Genomic DNA, 26366 nt, shown 5'->3' with positions numbered 1-26366 from the left:
GCATGACCACCTTCAAGCAAGCGCTGATTGAAAAAGTCATTGGGCATAAATATGCAATTGATGCCAAACGACTCGGTGATGATGCATGGCTTGCTTGGAGTAATTTAGGTTTTTGGCAAGACCAACATGAGTGTTATCCACAGGCTTGCCAAAGTCTGGCTGATCAAATTGCACAATCCATTCAACTGAAATCCACAGATCGTGTTTTAGATCTAGGCTGTGGACAAGGTGCCAGTCTGTTGCATTGGCTCCAGCATTATCATATTCAACAACTCAGTGCGGTTGAGTTACAGCCTGAATGCGTCAAACGAATTCAAAAACAATTGCCGCAAGTGCAAATTCATTGTGGATCTTTTTTGAATTTAAAAACTCTGCAACTTTTGAATTCATTTGATGTGGTGCTGTGTATAGATGCGGCTTATCACAGTGATTTGAATTCATTTCTTGAATCTACAACTCCAGTTTTGAATTCAAAAGGACGAATTGCGTTTCACACGCTAATGTGGTCGGATAATTGGCTACAGTGTTCTGCTCTACAAAAACAAAAATATCGCTATCTATTAAAAAGTGCCGATGTGAATTGGCGGCATTTGATGGATCAGCAACAGCTTGCGCAGACTTTGGTGCAGCATGGTTTTATTGATATTCAAATTCAGGATTTTTCTGAGCCGGTGTTGAATGGTTTTGCGGAATATATCGAAACACAAAAAAATGAAAAATCAGCGTTTGATTTTGCCCAACTCAAAATAAATATGACTGCCAAGTTGTGCCGAAAACTCTACCAAGATGGATTAGTACGTTATATTCAAATCAGTGCAGTAAAAAAGTGAGAACAAGATGCCAAATGAATATAAAGGTTCATGCCTGTGTGGGGCCGTGAGCTATCAGGCCGAGGTTGCGCCACGTTATCGTTTTAATTGTCATTGTCGTGATTGCCAAAAAGCCACGGGCAGTGCTTATGCGCCGATTGCTTTCTTTCATCAATCCGAACTTAAAATTGAAGGTGAATTAAAATATTTTGAGTCTTTAGGGTTATCTGGTAAACCGATCCGCCGTGCATTTTGCCCTAATTGTGGTTCGCAAATGTTTGGCCTACCCGAACTCGTACCTGAGATGATTTCAATACGTGCAGGAACCTTGGATGATCCAAATTTGTATCAACCGCAAGCAGAATGTTTTGTGAGCCATGCAAATGAATGGGATTTATTAAATCCGAATATTTCGCATTTTGAGAAAATGATGGGGAAGAAACGAGAGTAAAGCGAGAAATGGTGCCGGCACACGGATTCGAACTGTGGACCTACTGATTACAAGTCAGTTGCTCTACCAACTGAGCTATGCCGGCAACGTGGCGAGAATTCTACAGAATCTGTTTAAAAAAACAAGCGAAAAAATGAGCAATCAGATAAATTTAATTCGTTTGTCGAATTTTCGCCAATTTTGACTTATGTATTGAGTGCATAAACAAAGGAATCAATCACTTCACCTGTACTTAAATGCGCTTTAACAGGCACACGTTGATAGCCTGCACCCTCGAATTCATCCAGTGCTTGCCAGTGTTGTTCTAGGTTATCTGAGAAAAATACAAAGCCAGAGACCTTTTGATCTGTTTGATCTAAAACAATACCCGGAAAGCCCAATTCAGCTCCCCAACCTTGTTGTTTGAGTGTGCCAAATACATGTGCGTCTGCCCATGTACCACCAATATTTTCCATAACATGAGCATTGGGACGGTTAGGCCCTAATGTGCCGTAAACAAATAAACTGAGCATAGTGAAAGCGAGGACAGTAAAAGAAATAGACTAGCAGAGATGGGGCAGGATCGGGTATCCCAGAGTATAAAATAATTCTGCTTTTCTAGGTAAGTTTTTGTCTTTTGATATTTATGTGAGTGTTTAATTTTTACCCTCTAACTCAATTAAAATATACCTCATATTTTAATTTAAAAACTTATACCAAATAGGTCGGTTTATTTTGCATATTAGGTCAATTGTTGATTTCTAAAATGAATGTCCGTTAGTATTAAAATCGTTAAAAATTTTGGTGGATATGGTTTTATATTTGATTTCGAGCAGTGAAATAAAATAATGGGAAAATATAAATATTTTAAAATTAAAACTATCAAGGATTGGGATGGTGAATATTGGGATGTATACGAAGAATACAAGACTCAAGCAGGCATCATAGTTTATAAAGGATGGCCATATGCTGAAACACCTCAAAATGGTGGGCAAGCTAATTTTTATTATATTTTAACCAATGAAATTGCAGAATATATAATACAACATAGTATTGTCCACATCACGAATACGCTAGGTTTTTCTGAGCCTGTTGTTCGACGGTTTAGAAAAGCGATTGGATTCTTCTTATCCCATCCCATAACATACAACTTTGAATGGATTCTTGAACACCAAGATGAAATTCTTTATGACAGTTATGAAGTACTATCTCAAAAATATGGTCTTACAAAGTCCCAAATCGTTTCGTATACAAACCGTTTACTCCATCATGGTATTGTACGTAAACAGCTACAACGTGAATCAACTTGCGAAAGAAAACATATTCAATGGTTTCAGGAAAATAAAGAAAAGGTGTCTGGGCTTGATATTAAAGAGATTGAAAAGCAATTTGGCTTTTCATACTATATTTCAAAAATAATCCATGATTTAGTATGCCAAGAAAAAAATATACCGACTCAATCCGAACAATGGCAACAGCACTTAAATGACAAGAGGCAGTGGATACTTGATCATCAAATTGAGTTATTGCGAACTGATATTCCATTGGAAAAAATTGCGCAAAAATTTAATACGAACAAGTTTTTTATAAGTGGATGTCGAGCCCAATTAAGGAAAATACTTAATATTTCACATACTCAACAAAAAATAAATTGGGTAAAACAACATCAATCTGATCTCGAAACCATGACAATTGTCGAATTACAAAAAAAATATCAAATTGGTCGACATGTAATAAGAAGCTACCGCAACCTTCTAACTGAATTAAAACAAAACGAAACTCATTCAGAATTGAAACAGACAAATCATTCTGGTAATTTTCTTTGATCAAGAATAAGGCAATAAATAACAATGTTGGATAATATTTTTGGCATTTTGGATAAGTTAGGCTTTGGAACACAAAAACGTGCCATCAGTGCTCAATTTTCAAATGCACAACTTAATTCACAGATTATGCTACAACGTATTGATGGCTTTCATGGCATTAATGAAGGAATGTCAGCAGAATTGATCTGCCTATCAACGAACCCATTCATAGAACTCAAACAATTCATTGGTTGTCAAATAGCAGTTGATCAGGTCACTGATTCAGGCAGATTGTTTAGAACGACTGGCATTATTACAGGCGCTTCTCAAGGACAATCTGACGGTGCTTTAAGTCTATATCGCTTGACCATGCAAGACCCAACTAGCTTATGGCATAAGCGACGTAATAGTCGTGTGTTTATGAATAAGAATGTTATTGAAATTATTGAAGTAATTTTCAAAGAATGGCAGTCTAAAAGTGCTCTATTTGCTTCAAGTCTAAAATTAGATACGAGTGGTCTAACTAAGTCTTATGATATCCGTCCATTCTCGATGCAGTCAAACGAAAGCGATTATGCATATTTAACTCGATTAATGCGCGAAGAATCGATTAATTGGCTCATTGATGAAGCGAGTTATATTGTATCAAGTAATAGCCAAAGTATTGAAGCACAAAAATTACGTTTAGTCGATGATAATGCCCAATTTAAAGCCATTGAACGTCGAAGCATACGCTACCATAGGTCGAATGCAACAGAGCAGTATGACAGCATCACCAGCTTTATCGCACAACGTAGCTTACAGCCTACAGCGATCCATGTACAACGTTGGCAAGCGGATAGCTTAAGTCAAGAAGATGCCAGCGGATCAGTACTCAGTTCGCATAAACACAGCTCCAATAGGGACAATGAAAGTCTAAGCCTAGAACAAGCATGGAATATCTCCCCAGCATGGATCAGCGATCTTAAAGGTGAAGATCAAGCCACAAAATCAGGCAATAGCCAACTTGATAAACTCAACACTCAATTGAATCAATATCAAGCACTACAAGCCAAATATTTTACCGCACACAGCAGTGTCCGAGATATTCAAGTTGGATATTGGTTTCGACTATCAGATCATCCAGAACTTGAGAAAAATCATAGTTCGGATGATCGTGAGTTTTTGATACTGAACAAGCACTACTATAATCAAAATAATCTTCCAAAAGATTTGAAAGATCAATTGGAAAAATTGCTTAGCCTCAGTCATTGGGAAACCAGTAAAGATAGTGAGCAAGAACGCCAAGCCAATGAATTGATGCTTGTACGTCGAAGTATTGCAGTTGTTCCTGAATATGATCTATTACAACATCGCCCAGTTGCATACATACAACGTGGCAAAGTCACGACAGATGGTGAAGAAATTCATGTAGATGAATGGGGACGGATTAAAGTTCGTTTCCTGTTTACCCGTACAGAAGATCATAGTCATGATGGTGGTGCAGGTTCGAATGATAATGATACAGACTCTGCTTGGGTAGATGTACTGACACCTTGGGCGGGTGAAGGCTATGGTGCTAGATTCTTACCTCGTAAAGATGAATTAGTTGTGATTGACTTCTTTGACGGTAATATTGACCGCCCATTTGTGACAGGACGTATCCATGAAGCAGAACGTTCACCAACTAAATTTGATCTTAAAGGCCAACTTCCCGATACCAAAAAGCTGAGCGGGATTCGTTCTAAAGAAGTCGGTGGTGAAGGTTATAACCAACTGCGTTTTGATGACACGACAGGACAAATCAGTGCTCAATTACATAGTAGTCACGGTGCAACGCAACTTAACCTGGGTAATTTAAGCCATCCGAAAGACCAAGCTGAAAGTGAGGGGCGTGGTGAAGGATTTGAATTAAGGACTGATTCATGGGGAGCGATCCGTGCGTCAAAGGGAATTCTTTTATCTTCAGAATCATCAGAGCAAGCGCAAGGTGAGCAGTTAACAAGATCCAATATTAATGAAAATCTAAAGTTTCATAACGACAGTAATCAATATTTTAAAGAGTTGGCTTCAGCCCATGAAGTTGATGAACCTGACTTAGAACCACAAAACTCTCTTTTAGAAAAGGTTGATCAGTGGAATGAAGGTTCAGATGCTTTAGTCGCTTTACATAGTGAATCGGCAATGGTTCTCAACAGTAAAGAGAATATGTTGCTCGAAGCAAAACAAAATATTGATGTCAGTACGCCGAAAAACCTTCAATTCTTTACTGGTAAAAGTTGGATTGCAAAGGCACTAGATAAAATCAGTATTTTTGCAAAACATGCTGGGATCAAGATTAAATCTGGTGAAGGTGATGTGGATGTCACAGCACAAAATGGAAAAATGACACTTTCTTCAAAGCAACAAATGCATGTGTATTCACTCAATGATCTTGTAAGAGTAGAAAGTGGAAAAGGTATTCTCATCACTGCTGGTGGAGGATACATCAAAATAGAAGGTGGAAATATTGAAATTGCTTGCCCTGGTTTAATGGAGCTTAAAGCTGGGCAGATCAAGACGAATAGTGGTGCCTCACTGTCTAGCCAGCTTCCAGCAATGCCTGAATTGAAATCTAACTATGATGAACATTTTATTTTGCACTATCCCGATGGGGAACCTGCAAAAAATCTGAAGTACAAAATCACGGCTGAAGATGGACAGGTTTTTGAAGGCGTATCTGGTGAAGATGGCAAAACGAGTGTTTTTTCTAAAGATGTAATGACTGCGCTAAATATTGAAGTATTTTCTCCAGAATAAAGCACGAAGGAAGGTTAAGAATGAAACTATTAAAGCGCTTAGTGCTTTGTACCTTAACGGTAATTTCTTTTAGTGCATGTTCAAATGTTGAGAAACAGAAAGAAGGAATTCAAGTGATTGATTATCGTAATCCAAAGAAAGTATGTTTTGGTCGTATTGAAATGACTGTACCGAAAGAAACTGAAGTGGAATATAGCAACTTTAATTACAATGGCAGTGATCTTGAAGTTGATGAAAGTATAAAGACCTATGAGGCATATCAGAAGTTAGTTAATGATAAGATTCAATCTTTGAAAAGTGAACCTCATGAAACTGAAGGTACGCTACTGAAAAGTGAAATGAATGGACCTGTGCAACAGCAAGGCCGATCTGTCAGTCATATTATTGTTTTTAGAGATGGGAAATATGTTACTTCTTTATATGAAATATATGGTTATCTCTATTTAAGACCAGGTAAGTTGATTATTTTAAAAAGTGGTGCAAGTAATGACTTGTTAAGTGAATCATTAACAGATATGCAACATACCTTAAAAAGTATAAAAATAAGGTCTGCTAAAGATGAGGAACAAGCTGGTCTATGCTGGAAAGAATTTTTTATCTTAGACGATATGAGTAAAAATATCCCATTTACAGGTGGACATTTGCATTTTAGATTTCCTAGCTACCCTCGAGTTAGAGTCGATATTGAGCATCGTGTTCGGTTGGAGTCAGATCGCCCTTTGATTGAAATGGTGAAAGAAAATGAAGCCAATGCCCCTTTGATTTTTAAGACAATGATGAGCACGGAAAATCTAAGAGAACAGAAAAAAGTAATTCATGGCTTGGCAGGTGAAGAGATATTCGGTCATGCACATCGTAGAGGTTTTTTTGAGCGCGGCTTTGAGTCAGCGGCATGGCAGTATTTAGGTTCATTAGAGAATGATAATGATCCGTTTGTTCATTACAGTCTAGAAAGTGCTGAATTAGTCCATAGTGATGAAGCATTACAGTCAACGATTAGCCAAAAAGCTGTATTTCAATTGCATGATTTTATTTTGAATAGTCTTCAAATTTCACCAAATAATAAGAAGGAAAAATAAAATGGCTGAGATCGTTTCACAAACAAAATCTGCAACAAGCCCAACATCCAATAAAACAGGTACTCATCTTGAAATTCCTTTACAAGATACGATTCCAATTATCTTTGTACCAGGAATTATGGGGTCAAATATTTTTAATGCAGCTCTCAAAAAGCCTGTTTGGAAACTAGGCAATGGCGTTGGTATGGCGAGTACAATCTATTCTCAAATGCAGAAAAGCCCAGCAGTATTACAAAGTGAATTGGACCCATTAAATACAAGGGTTGACCTTGATGGAGATATCAAAGTTGATCGTCGGCTTAAATTAACAGAAAAAGTACTTAGAGAACGCTATTGGGGAACGGTACACTGGGATAGCTATGGAGGAATTTTAACTTATCTACAAATGGTACTCAATAATGTCGATTTGAATGATAAACCTATTTATGCAGGAGGAGTTGGAGGTGGATATGCAGCAATTCAGCAAATCAAGCAACAAGAAGCCATTTATGAATGGCAAAGTTTACTGAATAAAAACGAATCCCCTGAATGGACTCCTAAAGAATCATTTACGCCAGTTAATAAACAGGAGATAGAGCATCTAAAAAAATTTCATTTTCCTGTTTATGCGATGGGCTATAACTGGCTGCAATCTAGCGAAGACGGAGCTGTAATTGTTGCAGGTAAGCTAGATAAAATCAAACAAGAGTATGGAAGTAGATTTCATAAGTTCATCGTTATCACCCATTCAATGGGTGGTTTACTTACACGGAGGTTAGCTCAATTACGTGCTAATGATATCGCAGGTGTGGTGCATGGTGTGATGCCAGCAGAAGGTGCAGCAGCAGCGTATCGACGCCTAGTTGCAGGATCATCGGAAGGTGGTTTAGAAAGTGCTGTTGCAGCGAATGTAATTGGTAAAAATACCGAACATGTTACAGCAGTTCTTGCAAATGCGCCTGGGGGCTTAGAGCTATTACCAAGTAAGGCCTATAATAGTGGTAAGCCATGGTTATTTCTAAATGGTTCAGGATTGATGAATGGTAAAGACTTACAAACCAATGTGGTTTCTTTACCCAGAAGTGATCCTTATGAAGAAATTTATAAGGCTGATGGTGTTTGGTGGGAAATGGTGAAAGAAGAGCTGATTGATCCTGCTAAGATGGTAAAAAGTAAAAACCCAGGTAAAAGAATAAAAGATATATATTTTAAAAAGGTTGAAAAAGTTAAAGAATTTCATGGGAAAATTACGAATAAATACCATCCATGTACTTATGTCAATTATGGACATGACCCCAAACATTCAAGTTTTGGAACACTCACTTGGACTTTAGACCAAGCATTGCGAGGTTTAACGGCTGAGCAAATGAAAAGATTACCAAGAGTGAGTGCTAAGGAAATAGAAGTACATAACCAAGACGTTGCAAAAGATGCGATGAAAATGGGGCAAAGTGCAATGTACTATATGAAAGCCAATACAAAGGAAAACAACGGGTTAAGATATATCAGATTAACGAGTGGTAAATTCGGTACTTTTAAAATTTCTTCTCAAAATGCAGACGGAGATGGAACAGTACCTTATCAGTCAGGCTGTGCACCATTAGGCCAAAGTGGGGTAAAACAAGTATTTCAAATGAAAGGGTTTAATCACCAAGGCAGTTATAACAATACCCATGTCAAACGTTCTGTACTTTACTCGATTATAAAAATCATCAAAGAAAATAATATTCAGCCCAAATATAGGTAAGGAAATAGAGTTTTAGTTCTAACTAAAGATTAATTTTTTAATGCAGTAATTAATCCTGAAACTGAAGCCGCATAAGGAATTTAAAATAATGAAAAAGACAGATTTTATGAAACTAGCTTGTGTATTGGTTATCATTTTTCTGAGTGGATGCCAAACTTTAATTCGAGATATCTGGGGAGTTTAATAATTTAAAGTGATTTCCCAAAATGACAAATCTTGATGGTCAGGCGAGTTATAAGAAATCAAAGTATTACGATCCGATATTTCCTCAACCTATACGATTAACGGAAATGCGTATCGGATGGTCAGCTTGGGAAATCCATCAGTGGATTGAGACTAAGTTGGAACGTTGAGAAGAATGATAGGGGGAGTTTTTGCTCCCTTTTTTTGTAGAATAAGTAGTAATCAAATAAAAAAGTAGCGAATAAACCCTTATGATATACATTCTTTTGAAGATTTATTAATTCGATAAGAGGAGCCGATGTTATTAACATATAATTTAGTATCGCTACCAGCAAAAGGTATATGGAACAAAGAACAGACAATATTAGCTTTGTTTTTGTACTATCAAATTCCTTTTGGACGCTTACATGCTAGAAACCCATTAATTATTAAGTGGGCAGAAATAATTAATCGTAATGCTAATTCTGTTGCTATGAAACTAGTGAATTTTGCGAGTCTTGATCCTGTCATAATTGCAAGTGGCCGTAAAGGAATGGGGAATACATCTTCTTTAGATAGAGAAATTTGGGAGTTTTACAATAATAAATTAGATTTATTAAATACTGAAGCTGAATTGATTTTAAAAAAAATAGTTGGTGCTGATGTAAAATCACTTGATAGTTTATTCTCACAATTGGAGCCTGCGGAATCTAACAAAAGCTTTTATGGGGAAGAGCGTCAAGTTATGGTAAGTCAACGAATTCGTCAAAATTTTTTCAGAGCAACAATACTTAGTAATTTTGATGAGCGATGCTGCATCAGTGGGTTGGCTGAACCTCGATTATTAATTGCTAGTCATATTGTAAGTTGGACAGAGGCTCCAGATAAACGCCTAAGTCCTCATAATGGATTGTGTTTATCTGCCTTGTACGATCGTGCATTTGATCAGCATTTATTGACATTGAATGCTCAACTCGAAGTTATGATTTCGCCAAAACTTCGTAAAGTTAGTGAAACTACTCGATTCAATGTTGGTTTGCTGGAAATAGAAGGTCACTCCATTACTTCACCAGTTCGGTTTGGAATTGATATGGATTTATTAAAACAACATCATGATCACTTTATAGCATTGAAAAACAAGTAAGTATATAAGTTTTTTATTGTGTAAGTCGTTAAATTTCAAGATGATATATTGTTTTTTCATGATAATTGCAACTTTTATATCACTTGTTTTTTTTAATGTTGAAATCAGATATCGGCATTGCCTGCTACAAAAGAAGGATTATTTGTCCTAGTAAAAATAGAGGGTATAAAGAGCCATTATTAATGGTTCTATATATCAAATCTTTTAAAAACAGAGCTCTATAAGGCTATTTTAAAAGTCAAATGAGCATACAGATTTAGATCCTCCAGCTAAGAATTTACTTAAAAAAAGAAGTTTTAGTTATGAGGAAATTTAAATTTTGTTATACTATTCAATTGGCTGTTAAAAAATATATTTTGGGTAATATTTTGAAAGTAATAGATTTCTTTTCTGGTTGTGGTGGGGCAAGTGAAGGGCTACGTCAAGCTGGATTAGATATCACTATTGGGCTTGATTTTGATATAAGGGCGGCTGAGACATATCAAGCTAATTTTCCTGAGGCATTATTCTATAATGTCGACATTAGAGATCTAGATGAAAAAGTACTAACAAAAGCCTTTAAAGAGAAAAATAGAGAAAAAGAACCTCTTTTGTTTGTTGCATGTGCCCCATGTCAGCCATTCTCTACACAAAATAAATCAAAAAGTGAAGATGATGTTCGACGTACTTTATTAGATGAAACACACCGGTTTATCAGCAAATTAAAACCTGAATATATTCTTGTAGAAAATGTTCCTGGCCTCCAAAAAATTGATAAAGAAAAAGATGGTCCTTACAAGCGTTTCATCACTTTTTTAGAATCTAAGAAATATAAGATTAGAGAATTCATTGCAAGATCTGAAGAGTATGGTGTTCCACAAAAACGTAAGCGTTTTGTTCTATTAGCTTGTAAATCTGGAAAAATGGAAATTCCAGTAAGAACACATGGAGACGGTTTAGAACCGATTAAAACAGTTCGCGATTTTATTGGAGAATTTCCAGCCATTAAAGCTGGCGAAATACATCCAGATGATCCATGGCATAGATGCCCACCATTGAGTGAACGTAATTTAGAGCGTATTCAATATACACTTGAAGGCGGTGATAGACGTAACTGGCCAGACCATTTAATTAATGAATGCCATAAGACGCATTTAGGGCATATGGATGTGTATGGTCGTATGAGTTGGGATAAGCCTGCACCAACGCTAACAACACGTTGTTATAGCTATTCTAATGGACGTTTTGGTCATCCAGATACAAATCAGCATCGTGCAATTAGTGTAAGAGAAGCTTCACGGTTACAGACATTTCCTCAAGACTTTATCTTTAAGGGAAGTGTGGCTGAGGCTTCTAGACAGATTGGAAATGCTGTACCATGTGAAATGGCTAAACAATTTGGTTTAGCCATTCTGCACCACTACCTAACCGAATTAAAGGTTTAAGAAATCAATTATTAATCCGTTTATAGCGTCTTTTCATTGAAATAATCTACCCCAATTCTAGCTGTATATTGTGCTGCTACAGATTGAAATCTTTCAGCATATCCTGTACGTAATTGGGACTTAACTTTAAGCTCAATCTCTTCCAAATTAGGATTGTCAGTAGTTGAATCTTTATTTATCAAATATCCGTTAATAATATTTGGTTGATTAGTAAAAGTATTTTTTTGATCTTTTAATAAAAGATAATCAATACTTGGTAATGGTCGACTACTTGTAACAATCGATAAGTATAGAGGCTTATTTCCATCTAAGATATAAATATAGTTCGAGTGAGAAGCATTTCTTAGAGCATCTCTTGGTTTACTTACTTTGAATAGTTCAAGGACCTTAATAATTTTGTGGGGTGTCAGCCTAATGTGATGAGGATCATTTCCTTGTGCTGGAACCATATCACAAGCTGCAGAAACACATAAATACCATTTATTATAAGTTTTATCTAAAAAAACGGTTCCTGTAGAAATATGCTTTTCTTCATAATTTTTTGAAGATGCATGCATATTCAGAGCATGATACATATCTTGATATGTATCTTGTCCTATTACGACATTCATTTCTTTTGCACAAAATTCAAGGCTTTTCTGTTGGTTAGAACTTGGGTACTTAGTAAATTTTTCTTTATATACTAAAAAAATATTATCTATATATCTATTTAAGCTAGAGCTCTTTTTAAATTTAAAAAATAGATCTTCAGATAAATTTTTAAAAAGAGATTGAATGATGTTAAATTGAGATAATTCAGTGGATTTTAAAATTTCATTTAGCCAAGCAGCTTGCGAAAGAATTTCATTATCATGTTTAGAACTAAAAGCGAATGCATTTGACTCAATAAAGTTTTGAATTTCGGACTGCATTAATTGATAGTATGTAGGCTTCCATTCAATAAGTGATTCGTTTAGTGTATCCCAAATTTTCTGTGGTGCAGTGTCAATACTAGTACTTCTATCAACTTTATTTACTAGGCAAATAAAAATATTATTGATTTTAATCCATTTATTTCCATTTCTATTGGATATAAATTTGCTAGATTCGATTGCAGGATTAATACCAAATTCATCTGATATTTGTTCAAGTTGATAATTACAAATTAAGGTAGAAAGCTTATCTATAAGCTGGAAATCATCATTTGGATTATCGTATTTTGCTTGAATTATAGAGGAAATAGAGAGTAGTTCTTTATCGGCATCAATTGTATTCGAGATACGTTTAGGGGGGAGCTTGGTATTCAAATACTCAGCAATTTCATCGTTTGAAAGCTTATAAGTATCATCTAATATTATTTTTTCCAAAATCTCATCTAATTCATCTATGTCTAGTTTTAAGAGAACATCCGATGTTTTATGTTTTTTCATGAGAGATGAAGCGATCTGTTTCCAAACTGTTTCTAAAGGTTCATTTGTGTAGACCACCGCTAAGTTCATATGCTGAGAGGTTTGTAAATCATTTAGAATTTCTAAGGTCTTTTTAGGACTATTATTTTCGAGGTGATAATCGATAATTATAAGATCAGACTTCCGAATTTTATCCCATTGTGCATGTTCAGCTGAGTTGTCGATATCACAAAGAATATTTTTTGATTGAAAAAATTTTTCTAACTCAGCGGCTCTTGAGGAATTTTCTACTAATTTAGTAGCTAAAACTTGTTTACTCTTTAATCCTTCAATTAAAGCGGGATATGATAAAAATTCATCATCTATCATCATTACACTGCGTATGGCATTATCACAAAATGTTTGAGTAACTAAACTCGCGTAATTTAGTGCAACAGTCACAATTATTTCTCCAATCCATTAAATTTAATAATAAAGTTAGCGCCCTCTTCGAATATGAAAGGGTCGTCATTATGTTGTTCGGCATACCAAATTTTGTGATGCGCTACAGCTAAGTTCTCACGACATAAGTACAGTCCTACGCCGCGTCCATTCGCTCGTTTTGTGTAGAAAAGATCAAACAGTCTTTGAATATCATCTTCATCAACTTTTGGTCCTGAATTTGCAATCACAACGAGATCATCAATCAAATCTATCTTAATTTGTCTATTTTCAACTAATGAAACCCAATACATCGCATTGTTAATCAAATTGATGAATACTGGGTAGATTCGTGAAGGAAGGTCACTAATTTTTATTGATCTAAAGGCTTCAGTTACTTCAAAATTGATACGTTGTCTTCCAAAACGATCACCATAAAACTGATTAATATGGTCTTCGATATTTTTCCCTGTAATTGTTTCACGTGCTTGATAGCCAGAAATTTTTAATGGGGAAAGGAAGCGAATTTGGCTTGTGAGTGCTTTATGAGAGTTTTTTGCTAATTTAAAACCAGGATGTTCTTTTACATTACTCGGTAATGAATTTAGCCCACGATTGACTAAGGAATCTAGCTCTTCCAGCTCATGAGACAAGATTTCTACACTAATTCCAAGTTGTGCAACTGCATTGATTGTTCTCATTTTTTCTTCAATATCAGAACGTTCCTCCTCAGCTATTGAGAATGCTGAATCTAAGTTAATGCCGTCAGATATTTTTTCTAATGTTTTTAAAATTGCGTCATACTTAAATGTATAGGTCTCTATTAATTCCAAATAGATAATATCTAAATTGTTGAGGGCATTTTCTAACTGAGATGAGTCCTCAACGCTTTCAACAATATTGATTGCCTGGCTGTAATACGAGCTTCTATCTTCACTAATATCCTTTTTCCAATTCGAATGAAGTACATCAATTTTATTTTCTATGAGCGAAAGATATTTGTTCAATTTTGAATTCAAAATAGCTTGATTTTTATCAAATAATTTCTTAGCTGTCTGTTGAGGGGCTAACTTATTTAATTCTGACTCCATCTTATTAACAAGGGCTTTTAGCTGAATAACATAAGCAGAGAATTCATTATATTTATCTCGATATTCTCTATAGCGCTCTTCATAAAGACCTAGTTTAGGTGGTTTGGTAGGCGTTTTAATTTCAGTCCGGGTCACTTCAAGTTTTGAGAGTTGTTGATCAAGATGTTGTAGTTCATCGGCACTAAGTTTATCTATATTTTCTACACTATTTTTAAGAGTTTTAGCTAGATTTAAAGACTCATCGAGTTTCGGTGATTGACTTTTTAACGCCTCTTTAAAGCTCTTTTGTGATGCTTTTCGAGCTTGTGTTTGGGCTTCCTTTCTAAGTTCTTTTATTTTTTTTGCAATTATTATTAACTCTTGGCGTTCTTCTGATTTAGAACCAAAAAATCTATAGGCTAGTTCTATTAAGAGATTTGAAACTAGTTCTTTAAGTTGAATAGTAGCAGAATTTCTAATAAATCCTTCTCGACCAGATTTATCTATGAGTTCTTTGTTGTTCTGATGTGTAATACCAATATAGCCAAATGTTCGGCGAGTAGAGAAGTAGAAATCACCAGCGCGGTTTGTACGTCTGGCTTCAATTTCAAAAAAATCGTTATCTAATCGACCATATGGGAGGACACGTAAATTATCTCTAAAAATTAAAAGGCCACCATATTTGAGTCCTTGCTCAGCAAAAACAGAGATTTGATCCTTATCTAATGAACTCAAATCTGTATCATACTCGAAAGATCCAAGTTGAATTTTAAAGCTACCAATACCAGATTTAGGATTAATACTGATATTTGGAGCAATAGATATTTCCCCTTTGTCTTGACCAAAAGCTTTTACATTACCTTTAAACCAGCCTTTTTCATCAAACTCACCAACCACTATGTGTTCAAGTGAAGAGAACTCTGAAAGCCCAAAAACCTCTTGCTCATTTAGTATTGGCTTTGGCGAATTATTTTTTTTAATCGTAACAATTTCGTAAGAGAAATTTTGATCTTTTTCAACATATGGGTTTGTAAAAGCTCTTAATGTATCAACTAAGTCACGTTGAGTTGCAATGAGTTCGTGGTTTTGAGTACCTAAGTTTTCTTGATTAGTTAGTAATGTTAAATCCCTTCTTAAATCAAGTAAAAATAAAGCTGTTCCGTGTTGCCCACCATCTTTTTCAGAAACTTTATTGAGTATTTCTTTCCAAGGGGTAATCGCTCTTTCATCCAAAACAGCATTTAAGCAAAAATTTTGAATTTTATCCTGCGTCGTAAGAATATAATTGGAATTACTTGCTTCTCGTTCATCTTCAGAAAAACGATCCCATGCTCTTTTTTTGATTGAATCTTCATACCCGAATTGAACGTTTTTAATTAGCTCTTCTTTTAATAAATCAAATGCGATTGTGATTTCATCAATCGTATCAAACTCCAAGAATGGAATGCTAATATCTTCAAATGATAGATATGGATTTTCAAATAACCTCCAATCTACGAGGAGAGAAGTAAAAGAGCCACTAATTTTCTTAGTAACAAGAAAAGTTACATTTGCTAAAAATGCTGCTGAGAGCCGCCCAATTCCTTTTTCGCCTTGTGTTTGACGAACTGCGATACCAAAACGATCTTTTTCACTTAGAGCTTTTTTCTTACTTTTTGATTCTGTTCCAACAATTAGCCAGTTATCAATAATCTGCTCTGGTGACATACCACAACCATTATCGATTAATGCACCGCAAGGATAATCAGCATCTACAGTAAATAATGCAACATCTCTTGCATAAGCATCATATGCATTTTTCCAAAGCTCACTAACAGCCGTGGGGCAGTCTGCAATTTGACCTTTACCTAAGTGCTCAATAGTACGAGCCCTTGCTCTAAAGTTAAAAGATTTTACAGACATATAACCCCGTAGTGATTTTCACAGAAAGCTAATAGTTACTTTGAAAAATATTTGTAAGTAATACTTAATGAGTTTGAGATATAAATAAAATAGAGATGGTGTTGATTGATATCTGCTATCGTTTGATATTTATATAAAATCTATGATATTACTTTTCATATTTAAAGTTAGAATTTATTTTAGTCAATTTATTTAATTTATCAATAAGTTTTTAAGAAGAGATATTTGAAAACTGATAATACGGCTATTGAATAACTCAGCTATTCTTTATTTAAGGGGAGGAATAATAGCCATTCTTTATTTTTTCAACAAAAAAAGCTTAAATCATCAGATTTAAGCTTTCTCATTTCATGCAATCACATGAATAAAAAATTCTGGCGGTGAGAGAGGGAATAAACTTTTTAATCTAACATTTTGATAATAGATGAAAACTAAAAATTATATTTTTTATTTTACCCCCAGTTATACCCCCAACTACATATGGGTACTTCATTAGCTACTGAGCCATTGTTCTTACTATAGCATGGAAGCTTTACACTAACCTGACGGATTTTATTGCTATCGTTTTTTAATGTATGATCATTTGATACTTACGTACGTACAGAGACAAGCATGTTTGAGATCATTGATGATTTAAAAGCTAAATTAGATCAGCATCGACCTCTTTCACCTGCGATTGTCAAAAATCTACATGAAGACTTGATCCTGCGCTGGACTTACCATTCCAATGCGATTGAGGGTAATACTTTAACCTTATTGGAAACTAAAGTTGTTCTAGAAGGGATTACCGTAGGTGGTAAGGCATTAAGAGAGCATTTTGAAGCGATCAATCATCGGGATGCGATCTTGTATGTCGAAGATATTATAAAAAAACAAGAGCCATTTTCAGAATGGCAAATTCGGAACATCCATCAACTAATATTGAAAAATATTGATGATGAAAATGCTGGACGATATCGCCAGCAAAATGTCTTAATTTCAGGTGCTACTACCAATCCCCCAGATTACACATTGCTCAATGAGAAGATGGCCCAGTTTATAGATTGGTATAATAAGGAAGCTCACAATCTACATCCTGTTGAAAGGGCTGCTAAAGTTCATGCTGACTTTGTAGGTATTCATCCATTTGTTGATGGGAACGGTCGCACATCTCGGTTACTGATGAACCTGGAACTATTAAAGAATGGCTACCCACCAAGTGTTATTACTGTAGAAAATCGCTTGGCGTACTATGAGGCTCTAGATCAATGGATGGCTTATAGTAAGACAGAAAAATTCATTAGTTTGATTGCTGATGTTGTGTTAGATGGTTTTAAACCTTATCAGATGGTGTTAGGAATTTAATTATTTTTTAACCAATGTTATCGGCTTATACAGACTAAATATTAAAGAGAATTTATAGCCCTTGCCTTAAAATGGTAAGGGTTTTTTTATACCAGATTAATAATTTTCTTTAATTTCTAATAGAGTTTTTGAGAGTGAAGTATACAGATCATTAATATATAAATCTCTAAAATTGAGTAATTAAAATATAGAAAATTATACTTTAAAATATAAAAAATTAAGGTATAGAAATGATAGATAATTTCTTTAAACCTATTGATAGCATGCTTTTATCTAATTTTTATGGTATTTTTTTAAATATTCTACAATAAAAAAGGATTTTGAACGTGGAAAAACTTTGGGTAGGAAGTGATGATGTTTTTTTTCAAGCAGTGTTTGCCTACTTAAAACGCAAGTTCGAAGTCAGATTTACTGCACTTGCAGCCATGCAAAATAATACAGAGAAAAGTATTTATCATGAGAGCATTGTGGCTTTGGAGAACGTCCATGAGGTGCTACGTAAAATTGAAAATAGTGCTGCGCCCACTCGAGAAGATTATGAAAAGGCGTGCAAAGAAAATAATGAGAAGCAGAAACAGGACATCATCGATTTTTATAAAAAGTTGGTTATATTGAATGATCAAGAGTTTGATGCTTTTCAAAACTTTCGTCGACACTATTGGTTTGATTCTACAATTAGCCGCTACTCAGTTTTTTTGGATGAATACCTTGTTCTTGACGCTGATGAAGATAGGCGCTCTGAAATTATTCGTAGCGACAAGGGAGAGCAAAAAAAGTCTTTTGATAAGTTATCAAGGGTGGCAAGAGCATGGGAGCAACAAAGATTTGATGCCAATAACCTCTTTCAATTTATTGAAGGCTATCAGGCAATGTTGTCATTGTCATCACTCCCTACAGATCATCGTCGCTATCAATCGATTAAGGAAAGTATCGATCAGCAGAATGATTTGTATGTAAAATTGGTCGGAGCTTACGAAGATTTGACGGCTACTGTTCAACAGATTGGCGTAAGTGTAGTCGATATTATTGTGCCCTACAACCTCAGATCGTATGAGTCACGCCCTGAATTCTTATCTACTGAACTTTTTGCCAAAGTGGTCTTAAAACTGGAAGAGGCCTTTAGACATGATGATGGTATTTTACTCTTTGTTAACCATGCTCATGTGCGTAACAATCATCACTTTGTTTTATCTTATTTGGTGATTTATAAAGCCAAGAATTATAAAAATCCAACGAAGGTATTTGATTGGATTCAGGCAAGAGTAAGATGGATCGTAGGTGAAGTCTATGATCGAGTCAAAGTGGTCAATCGAGAAACGATGCTCAAAAGCCTATATCCTGAAGAAACTTTTGTGGGAGTGCTTTCTTCAAAGAAACAAAAAATGGCATTCCGTGATAAATTCCTGCGCTACTTCATGTCCAGTATTTTTTTGGTTCATTTGGATGAGGGTGAGGAGTTGGTGTATTGGAAGATGCTAAAAAATATTACTTTGAACGACTACATATTCTATAAAGAAAAAATATACATTGATGATGAGAAAATTGAGCAAAAAGCTAATAATTCCAAAAATCAGATAGATGATCAAGTATGTGATGAGCTCAGCATTACGCATTTGAGAGAATTGGTGGATCATGTTCAAGTAGATCATTTTTTTAGCAATAAAGACTTGCCGACAGCGGTTATCTCACAGCTTGAATTAATCAAATTTCTATACAGGCAGCAAAGCATTACCACTGTACGAGAAAGCGCGATAGAAAATTTGATTAAAATAGAAGCTTTTCTAATGAGATTGTTGTATTTGCCTGTTTATGAGTTTAGCAAGGCATATCAGCAAAAAGATTTTGAACGTGTGCCCAAGTTTAATAAGCTATCATTGGTGTTTCAGCAATTTGTACTGATTTTAAAAATGGATTGTTTTGCCAGAGGGGCTCTTTTACCTAGAGAGCTAAATAGCAAAGCCATTCATTTTGTCAATCAATTCAGATACTCTCGAAAGAAAGAAAGACGCTCTCTGAGAAAAGGTAGAGATTTTCTTAAAAAAAATTACAGAATTAGCGAAACATACGCTTTAAAAAGAAATTTGGAAACTTATAAATGCAAGCTAAGATCGCTGGTTCAGTATGAGCAGAAAGCCATGCAGAAGTATGATAAAAAAAGAGAGTCGATTCAGGAGTATTTAGCCCAAATATTTAAGAAAGATGTGGTGATTCTTCGATTCATTTTTAAATGTGGTCAGCTTGGTTCTAGCGAAGTCAAACTATTTAATGACATGTTTACGGATTATAGCAATAATCTGAAACGTCGTTACACTGCTGGCTTCCGCCTAGCAGGACAGGTGGGTATTTATATTCCACATCGACAGGAGCATTATATTGATGCAACATTGATTTTTCAAAATGATCAGCAGATCAGTGATGCGATGAAAGCAAAGAGAGATATTGAAAAACTTAAAGATGAAGTGGCTCGGTACTGGGAAAACTATGTTGAGAATAAATGGGACCAAATTCAGTGGCATCAGAAAAAACAGAAAAATTCCAAGTTCAAAAGTGAGATCAATCCTTTTCGTTGTTTTGCAAATCACAGATTGAGTGCTTGGTCTGAGGCGGTTGTTAAAACTGAACCTTCATTGGACCGGTACATGGTGGAAATCTTTCAAGGGCAAAGTAAGATTCAGAAATTATGTATTGAAAAAATCGCATCGTACTACGCTTATAGCCCTGTTATCTTGGTAGAGGCAACAGAATATAAATCTATGCCAAGAACAAGCTGTTTAATTCTAGGGCGAGTGCGTGAACCGCGTCAAAAAATTGCTAGCATGGATGATTCAAATAGCTATTTAGAACAGCAGGAAAATCCAGAGATAGAAGATGTTAAGCTTGAGACAAATACTGAAACGGCAGCACAGCCAGCAGTCTTATTGCCAGCCCAAGCTAAAATTGTTACTGAGCCCAATGTAAATATCCTGTCAGTCAAACAGGCATATGATGAGCAAGTAGCTAACAAGGAACTGCTTCAGGATACTGAGTCAAATGAATTGGATAAAAGTATTACTTTGACCATAAATTTAGAAGAAGAGCATGGAGAACCGATAGAAGAAAATATGAAGATGGATGGGAAAATTGAAGTTCGTAGAAAACAGGTCTTTGCAAAACCAATTAGAAATAGATCAAAAGGCTGATCAAAATAACTTAACTTTAGCTTGCCATTTTACTCTATTACATCACGGAAATCAGTGTAATTTTCCATATTGCTATAGAAGAAGGATTTCTTGCTTAGAGGTGTAGTTTGTAGACTGAATTCAAGGTGGGAGTGGCTAGGATTTATATTTAATATTATTCATACTCATATCTAAAATAGATCTCTATCTATCATCCACTTTGATCATAGAGCTCTAAAGTTCATTCAAACTAGATCTATCCCAATTTATAAAAATACCAAACAGACACTCCTATGGACTAACAACCTTGGAGTGTCCCTAATGAATCAATCTCAAGCTTTACTTAAAATCGAAAACTTCATGCATGTTGTATCGAGCAAAATGTATGATTGGAAATCCTTTAAAACTGAACATCAACAAATCCTTGAAATGGCTAGATCAGTGTATGACAGTAATTATGAATACAGTCCATTGATCCAAGCCTACTTTGATCTTATGCCTCAAAATATTGATTTTGATCATTACCTGATATTTGAAAACAAGCGAGCATTTAGAGCTTTTCAGAAGCAATTACGAGAGCAGCATAAAGATTACATTGAAGTGCTTCAGACCAAAACTAATCGTAATAGGCAAAGTCTATTTAAATATTTTGAAAGTTTGCTTGAGCAACATCGAAAGTTGCTGTTAGTTCGGGTTGATTTGTCGTATCAATATGAGCGTAGTCCAACAATTAGGCAATTTGATGAAGACATTAAAAAGCTAATCAATCGTATTCAAAACAAGGACAAGATTTTTAAGGATCAGGTAGGTTATGCCTATCGCTTAGAGCAAGGTGGGAAGAGCAAAGGTTACCATTGCCATTTGCTAGTGATCTATAACGGTTCTGCACGGTGTCGTGATAGTTATCTAGGGCAGAGCATTGGAGAGCTCTGGCAGGAGCAAATAACGAAAGGCGATGGATTATTTTTTAATTGTAATCAACAGGAGCACAAGCAGCGATATTGGCAATTGAATAAACTAGGTCTTGGGTTGATTGAGCGTAAAGATACATTTGCTGTCTGTAATGCTTTTGACGTAATTAGCTACCTTGCTCAACCAGAAAAAGATAACCAATACTTACGTGCTAGATTAAAAGGAATGAGAGAATTCAGTAAAGGGCAACGGCTACAATGCTTAGAAGAATATCGATCCCAAAAAATCAAAGATATACATCATTAACATGAAGATTGAATGTTTTCTTTTCCCTTACATTCAAAACTTAAGGTTTATCAATCGATAAGCCTTTTTCATTTAATGAGGATGATCTTATGAACATTACATGCCCATATTGCTATTCAGACAATGTTAGCCGCACAACAGTGCCATCTAAAAGTACCAATACCTATGGCTCTATGGCTGGTGCAGGAATTGGTACGATGATTTCTAAAAGTTTGCCTACACCTATGTCACCGTTATTGGGTGGGCTAGTGGGAGTAGTTGTAGGAGGGCTAATTGATAGTTTGACACAGCCTTCACAATCAGTCGCTACACCTAGTCCCTATTTCCACTGCAATATTTGCCAACATGACTTTCAATAGGACTAACAAGTATAAAGCTTTCTTTTTTGCTTTTCTTTAGAGGTGGAGATTGTACAAAGATAAATAAGGGAATCATCATTCCCTTATTTTTTTGTTAAATTAGCAGAAATGCATCGAGCATTATTAGATTTAACGTACTAGACGAACCTGCATACCTCGACCATTGCTTTCAAAGCTTTTTTGACCGTAGCCTGTGCTAAAAGCCCAATTCCATTTATAACCCAAAGCAAGGCGTTCTTCTTGCTTTGTTGGTTTATAGATGCTGCTACTGAGTAAGGTATCTGAATCACCATAGCGTTCAGGTGCTGGTGGGAAAATAGTTGTATTGATGGATGGAGCCCAGCAGGTGACACTTTTTAAAGTTAAAAGCTCATCAATCGTTGGGAGCCGCCAAACGGTAATATTTTGATTAAGGTAGGTTTTAATCTTCTCAATCGAGAAATACTCAAAATCACCAGTACAGTTTTGTCCGTTCCATTGCTCACCAACAAGACACCTTTGCCAGATAAGGCCTGTATTTTTGTCTTTAACCTCTTTACCTGAGTTCAATAGTACATACCGACTATCGGGAGTTAAGGTGGTTAGATCTTCTTCACAGGTTTGGGCAATTACAGTAGATGAGAATAGACAGAAGGCGAGTAGCGCAGGGGCATAGATTAATTTTTTCATCGTATTACTTCATATCTTAGTAGGGTATCTAGAGCTAACAACCATAAAAAAAGAAATAAGAGAAAACCCCTTATTCCTTTCTGTAGGTCATTTCTGGTCATATCGTGAAATCAGTGTTAGGTGATTGATCACCATGCACAAATTTTAAAATCACTTCCGACCCAACATGCTTTTTGTTTTTGAGAGCGGGTAGCTTCACCCCACATAGAACCGCCACCACCTAATTTAGTGGCTTGGACAACAGCTTGGTCTTTACCTTCGACCATCACCATGAGCCCTTCAACTTTTACCTTTTTAGTAATATTGGGATGGCTGATATAGAAACTTCCCCCACCTTGAGGTTCAAACTTACATTTCCCTTTGTAACGTGTTTGACCACCTTCATCAATTTGACAGATTGCTTCCTTGGCTTTTGCCTGAGCAAGCATAGGGAAGCTAGACAACAATCCAACAGATAAGATGAGGCATAAATTTAATTTTTTCATTTTTAATTTCCTTTAATCATTTGTCTCTTATTTTAGATATGACTTAAGTCAATTGAGCATTAGGGTTTGTATATCCAGAAAGCCTTAAAGTACTGACTCAAGCATAACTAAAAGCTAAAGCGGGACAGCTTGACCCTTATTTACAAGAGACCTTTTTAGCACTCTGAAATTCCATAATTGAGATAGTGCCTTGCTGTTTTGTCAATTTGCTATCTTTAGCCGTGATGAGGATACAATCACCTTTTTTTAGCGAATTTAGGCTTTGGAATTGTTTAGGTGAGATGCCTACCGTGTAGATAGAAATATCTCCTTTGCTTGAAGAGAAGTAAGCACCTTCTTCAGTCCATTCCAATTTGCTTGTGACTTTGGTTGTCAGTGTGGCAGCATAAATGCTAGATGTTGAGAATAGTGTAGCAATAGCTATAAGTTTGATAGCTTTCATTTTTAGCCCCTGAATAAGTAATAATAAAGAATGGTTACAGAACTAATTCTTTAAAGATTATCTGGGGTGAATGAGATGAGCTGTTTTGGAGCGGTGAATAGTGAACTCATGGTATTGATTCCTTTTGATTTAAAAAGAGTCTTACCAAATTACTGCTAAATAATGGTGGCAAGACTAGAAGGGTTAGCAGACCGGTACAAAAGGAAACCAGCGCACGCGAACGTGCCCCTCCTAGCCTCACCATAAAGGCGTGACTTAAGAGAACGCACAAAACCAGAACAGCGTTGTTGTGCGCCTTTTGTAGAACGGTCTGCTAAAACCGACTGGCAATGTAGACCAGCATCTGAATGATAATACCTGCTTTAGGGGACGTCAAATCACTTTAAAGGTTAGATGGTGTATTAAGTGGATTTATTATCAGTATTAGAAACTTTATTGTTTTTCAATTTCTTGAGGAACATTTGGCTGCCTTCAATTCTAGTTTCAAACAGATTTAGCATTTTGATTAAGCCTGAAAGTTTAGCTCGCCCATAATTGCGAGAATCGAAATCAGGGCGAACGTTATTAATATATTGACCTACTTCAGAGAGATTGGCCCAGCCATTTTCATCTGAATTGTCTTTAACGGCTTTATAAATTAGGTTGAGAGTAGGGCGATCGACTTGCTGTGATGTATCTTTATCTGTAGTGGTTTTAACATTATTATTTTCTTTTTCCTCAATGGTATTTTTGCTCTCAGTTAAAACTTTTTCTTCATCTGTTAAGTTTTCAACATAGATGAACTTGTCGCAGGCTTTTCTAAAGGCTTCAGGTGTTTGCTTTCTACCAAATCCGTAAACAACTAAACCACTTTCCCTTATTCTTGAAGCTAATGGGGTGAAGTCACTGTCACTGGAAATAATGCAGAACCCATCTAAAGCTCCACTATATAAAAGATCCATTGCATCAATAATCAAGCCCATATCAGTTGCATCTTTCCCGACAGTATAGGCAAACTGTTGTACAGGTGTGATTGCATTGGGGAGAAGAATGTCTCGCCACTTATTTAAAACATCTTTACTCCAGTCTCCATAAACCCGTTTGACACTTGCAATCCCATATTTGGCAATTTCTTCTAATATAGGACTAATCGAATTAACGGAAGAGTTATCAGCATCGATTAATACAGCAAGCTTTTTTGTTTGATGGTCCAATCTTATTCCCCCTTAAGTTACTTATTGGTAATTCATTATTCTAAGACTAGGTTAATCTTATTTAGAAATACACAATATCAGAAATAGAATAAATTTCAGATATATATCATCTAAGTGAATGAATGTATTCACATGCATTTTGACGTCTCTTTATTTTGGACTGCATCCCTAGCAGGCCTTTTTTATACACAAAATCTGAATTTGAAGTCATTCAGTATTTATTTTTTATAAGGAATTCTTATGGCGCACTTAGTCGAAACAATGGCATTCGTCGGTCAAACCCCTTGGCATGGTTTAGGTAATCAACTCACCCCAAATCAGCCTCTAGAAGTCTGGGCACAACAAGCAGGTATGGACTGGCGAATTGAATCTTCTGATGTCAGTTATATGGCTCAGAATGAGAAAGGTCAGAGTATTATTATGCCTTTTGAAGAGCAGCGGGTTTTGTATCGTTCAGATACCCATGCTCCATTATCTGTGGTTAGCCAACGCTTTCAGGAAGTACAACCAAGTTCTATCTTGGAGTTCTATAGAGACTTAACTGAACAATCAGGCTTTGAACTTGAAACAGCAGGTGTACTTAAAGGTGGTAAGAAATTCTGGGCTTTGGCTAGAACAGGACAGAGCACTGCCTTAAAGGGTAAGGATGTCAGTAATGGCTATATTCTTCTAGCGACGGCTTGTGATGGCACACTGGCAACCACAGCGCAGTTCACCAGTATTCGGGTGGTGTGTAATAACACCTTAGCGATTGCACTGAAAGGACAGCAAAGTAGTACAGGCGTTATTAAAGTTCCGCACAGCACTCGATTTAATGCAGAAAAAGTGAAACAACAGCTGGGTATTTCAATTCGTACATGGGATGAGCATATGTATGAAATGAAACAGCTCAGCCAACGTAAAGTAACACAGCAGGAAGCAGCAGCTTACTTTGATGCGGTATTTAACAATACCAATCTGAGTATTGCTGAACAGGATGAAAGCATTATTCAGTTCTACCGTAATGCTGCTATGCCTAATCAACCAAACTCACCTAGATCAGATAGTAAAACTGAACCAAATGGACGAGCCATGTCTAAAGTTATGACGATGTTTAATGGGCATGGTCGTGGGGCGGAGCTGAGCTCTTCCAAAGACACAGCCTATGGATTGCTCTGCGCCATTACAGAATTTTGTGATCATGAACGACGAGCCATGAGTACAGATCATCGATTGGATTCTGCTTGGTTCGGTATGGGGGCAGCCATTAAGCAACGAGGCTTGGAACAAGCGTTAAGAATGGTAGCTTAAATTCAACTCTACATACGTAATCACAGGTTTATTAGATGAATAGCCTAAGCTAAACCTTTCCTGAATCAATC

20 protein-coding genes, 1 tRNA gene and 1 pseudogene are annotated in these 26366 nt (G+C 35.9%); 14 read left to right on the top strand and 8 right to left on the bottom strand.

The genetic code is table 11. The features are described from left to right. The first annotated feature begins 2 nt into the window (after positions 1-2). Both A7P55_RS01365 and A7P55_RS01360 read left to right on the top strand, forming a co-directional pair. Positions 3-830, top strand: a complete 828-nt coding sequence (locus A7P55_RS01365; RefSeq protein WP_171550817.1) for a class I SAM-dependent methyltransferase — start codon at positions 3-5, stop codon at positions 828-830. Positions 831-837: 7 nt separating this feature from the next. After that, positions 838-1260 (top strand): GFA family protein, encoded by a 423-nt coding sequence (locus tag A7P55_RS01360; RefSeq protein WP_004803720.1) that lies wholly within the window; start codon positions 838-840, stop codon positions 1258-1260. A 9-nt stretch (positions 1261-1269) separates the two neighbouring features. On the opposite strand, the gene A7P55_RS01355 is transcribed toward A7P55_RS01360, so the two are convergent. Next, positions 1270-1345: transfer RNA gene (locus A7P55_RS01355), tRNA-Thr, on the bottom strand. A 100-nt stretch (positions 1346-1445) separates the two neighbouring features. Then, positions 1446-1772 (bottom strand): gamma-glutamylcyclotransferase family protein, encoded by a 327-nt coding sequence (locus A7P55_RS01350; protein WP_171550816.1) that lies wholly within the window; start codon positions 1770-1772, stop codon positions 1446-1448. A gap of 315 nt (positions 1773-2087) precedes the next feature. On the opposite strand from A7P55_RS01350, the gene A7P55_RS01345 reads away from it, so the two are divergent. From A7P55_RS01345 to A7P55_RS01315, 7 genes and pseudogenes are all read left to right on the top strand, one after another. Further along, the gene (locus A7P55_RS01345) at positions 2088-3065 is read left to right on the top strand and encodes a hypothetical protein (RefSeq protein WP_171550815.1); all 978 of its coding nucleotides are present in this window, start codon (positions 2088-2090) and stop codon (positions 3063-3065) included. A 24-nt stretch (positions 3066-3089) separates the two neighbouring features. Beyond that, positions 3090-5822, top strand: coding sequence for a type VI secretion system Vgr family protein (locus tag A7P55_RS01340; RefSeq protein WP_171550814.1), 2733 nt, complete (start codon positions 3090-3092; stop codon positions 5820-5822). A 20-nt stretch (positions 5823-5842) separates the two neighbouring features. After that, positions 5843-6901, top strand: a complete 1059-nt coding sequence (locus A7P55_RS01335) for a T6SS immunity protein Tli4 family protein (RefSeq protein ID WP_171550813.1) — start codon at positions 5843-5845, stop codon at positions 6899-6901. A gap of 1 nt (position 6902) precedes the next feature. Further along, on the top strand, positions 6903-8627 hold the full coding sequence (locus tag A7P55_RS01330) for an alpha/beta hydrolase (RefSeq protein WP_171550812.1): 1725 nt from the start codon (positions 6903-6905) through the stop codon (positions 8625-8627). 236 nt (positions 8628-8863) lie between these two features. Then, positions 8864-8980, top strand: a pseudogene (locus A7P55_RS01325) (AlpA family phage regulatory protein); the annotation flags it as partial. A gap of 128 nt (positions 8981-9108) precedes the next feature. Beyond that, on the top strand, positions 9109-9933 hold the full coding sequence (locus A7P55_RS01320) for an HNH endonuclease signature motif containing protein (protein ID WP_171550810.1): 825 nt from the start codon (positions 9109-9111) through the stop codon (positions 9931-9933). Between the two features lie 368 nt (positions 9934-10301). After that, a complete protein-coding gene (locus tag A7P55_RS01315) occupies positions 10302-11357 on the top strand; it encodes a DNA cytosine methyltransferase (protein ID WP_171550967.1) in 1056 nt (351 codons plus the stop codon). 20 nt (positions 11358-11377) lie between these two features. On the opposite strand, the gene A7P55_RS01310 is transcribed toward A7P55_RS01315, so the two are convergent. Together A7P55_RS01310 and A7P55_RS01305 are read right to left on the bottom strand one after the other, a co-directional pair. Then, positions 11378-13186 (bottom strand): response regulator receiver domain, encoded by a 1809-nt coding sequence (locus tag A7P55_RS01310; protein WP_171550809.1) that lies wholly within the window; start codon positions 13184-13186, stop codon positions 11378-11380. A 2-nt stretch (positions 13187-13188) separates the two neighbouring features. Next, positions 13189-16137: an ATP-binding protein gene (locus tag A7P55_RS01305; RefSeq protein ID WP_171550808.1), complete on the bottom strand. Its 2949-nt coding sequence runs from the start codon at positions 16135-16137 to the stop codon at positions 13189-13191. Between the two features lie 612 nt (positions 16138-16749). Here A7P55_RS01305 and A7P55_RS01300 point away from each other — a divergent pair. The 4 genes from A7P55_RS01300 (at position 16750) to A7P55_RS01285 (ending at position 22216) form a co-directional block, all read left to right on the top strand. Further along, on the top strand, positions 16750-17481 hold the full coding sequence (locus A7P55_RS01300) for a Fic family protein (RefSeq protein WP_171550807.1): 732 nt from the start codon (positions 16750-16752) through the stop codon (positions 17479-17481). A 326-nt stretch (positions 17482-17807) separates the two neighbouring features. Further along, a complete protein-coding gene (locus A7P55_RS01295; protein ID WP_171550806.1) occupies positions 17808-20660 on the top strand; it encodes a hypothetical protein in 2853 nt (950 codons plus the stop codon). 300 nt (positions 20661-20960) lie between these two features. Then, positions 20961-21857 carry an inovirus-type Gp2 protein gene (locus A7P55_RS01290; protein ID WP_171550805.1) on the top strand — a complete coding sequence of 299 codons (897 nt, stop codon included), beginning with the start codon at positions 20961-20963 and terminating at the stop codon, positions 21855-21857. A gap of 89 nt (positions 21858-21946) precedes the next feature. After that, positions 21947-22216, top strand: coding sequence for a hypothetical protein (locus tag A7P55_RS01285; protein ID WP_171550804.1), 270 nt, complete (start codon positions 21947-21949; stop codon positions 22214-22216). 129 nt (positions 22217-22345) lie between these two features. Here A7P55_RS01285 and A7P55_RS01280 read toward each other — a convergent pair whose 3' ends face one another. The 4 genes from A7P55_RS01280 to A7P55_RS01265 all read right to left on the bottom strand — a co-directional run bounded on the left by A7P55_RS01280 (position 22346) and on the right by A7P55_RS01265 (position 25005). After that, entirely contained in the window at positions 22346-22885 is a 540-nt protein-coding gene (locus tag A7P55_RS01280; protein ID WP_171550803.1) for a DUF1566 domain-containing protein, read from the bottom strand. 128 nt (positions 22886-23013) lie between these two features. Then, positions 23014-23370: a hypothetical protein gene (locus tag A7P55_RS01275; protein ID WP_171550802.1), complete on the bottom strand. Its 357-nt coding sequence runs from the start codon at positions 23368-23370 to the stop codon at positions 23014-23016. Positions 23371-23506: 136 nt separating this feature from the next. After that, positions 23507-23812, bottom strand: coding sequence for a hypothetical protein (locus A7P55_RS01270; protein WP_171550801.1), 306 nt, complete (start codon positions 23810-23812; stop codon positions 23507-23509). 401 nt (positions 23813-24213) lie between these two features. Then, positions 24214-25005 (bottom strand): NYN domain-containing protein, encoded by a 792-nt coding sequence (locus A7P55_RS01265; protein ID WP_171550800.1) that lies wholly within the window; start codon positions 25003-25005, stop codon positions 24214-24216. Positions 25006-25245: 240 nt separating this feature from the next. Here A7P55_RS01265 and A7P55_RS01260 point away from each other — a divergent pair, with 240 nt between their 5' ends. Then, positions 25246-26295 (top strand): DUF932 domain-containing protein, encoded by a 1050-nt coding sequence (locus A7P55_RS01260; RefSeq protein WP_171550799.1) that lies wholly within the window; start codon positions 25246-25248, stop codon positions 26293-26295. Positions 26296-26366 lie beyond the last annotated feature (71 nt).

The organism is Acinetobacter sp. Ac_5812 (assembly GCF_013072695.1).
Lineage (GTDB): Bacteria > Pseudomonadota > Gammaproteobacteria > Pseudomonadales > Moraxellaceae > Acinetobacter.
The sequence above is the reverse complement of the archived record's forward strand: the minus strand, read 5'-3'. Positions and strand labels throughout refer to the sequence as shown.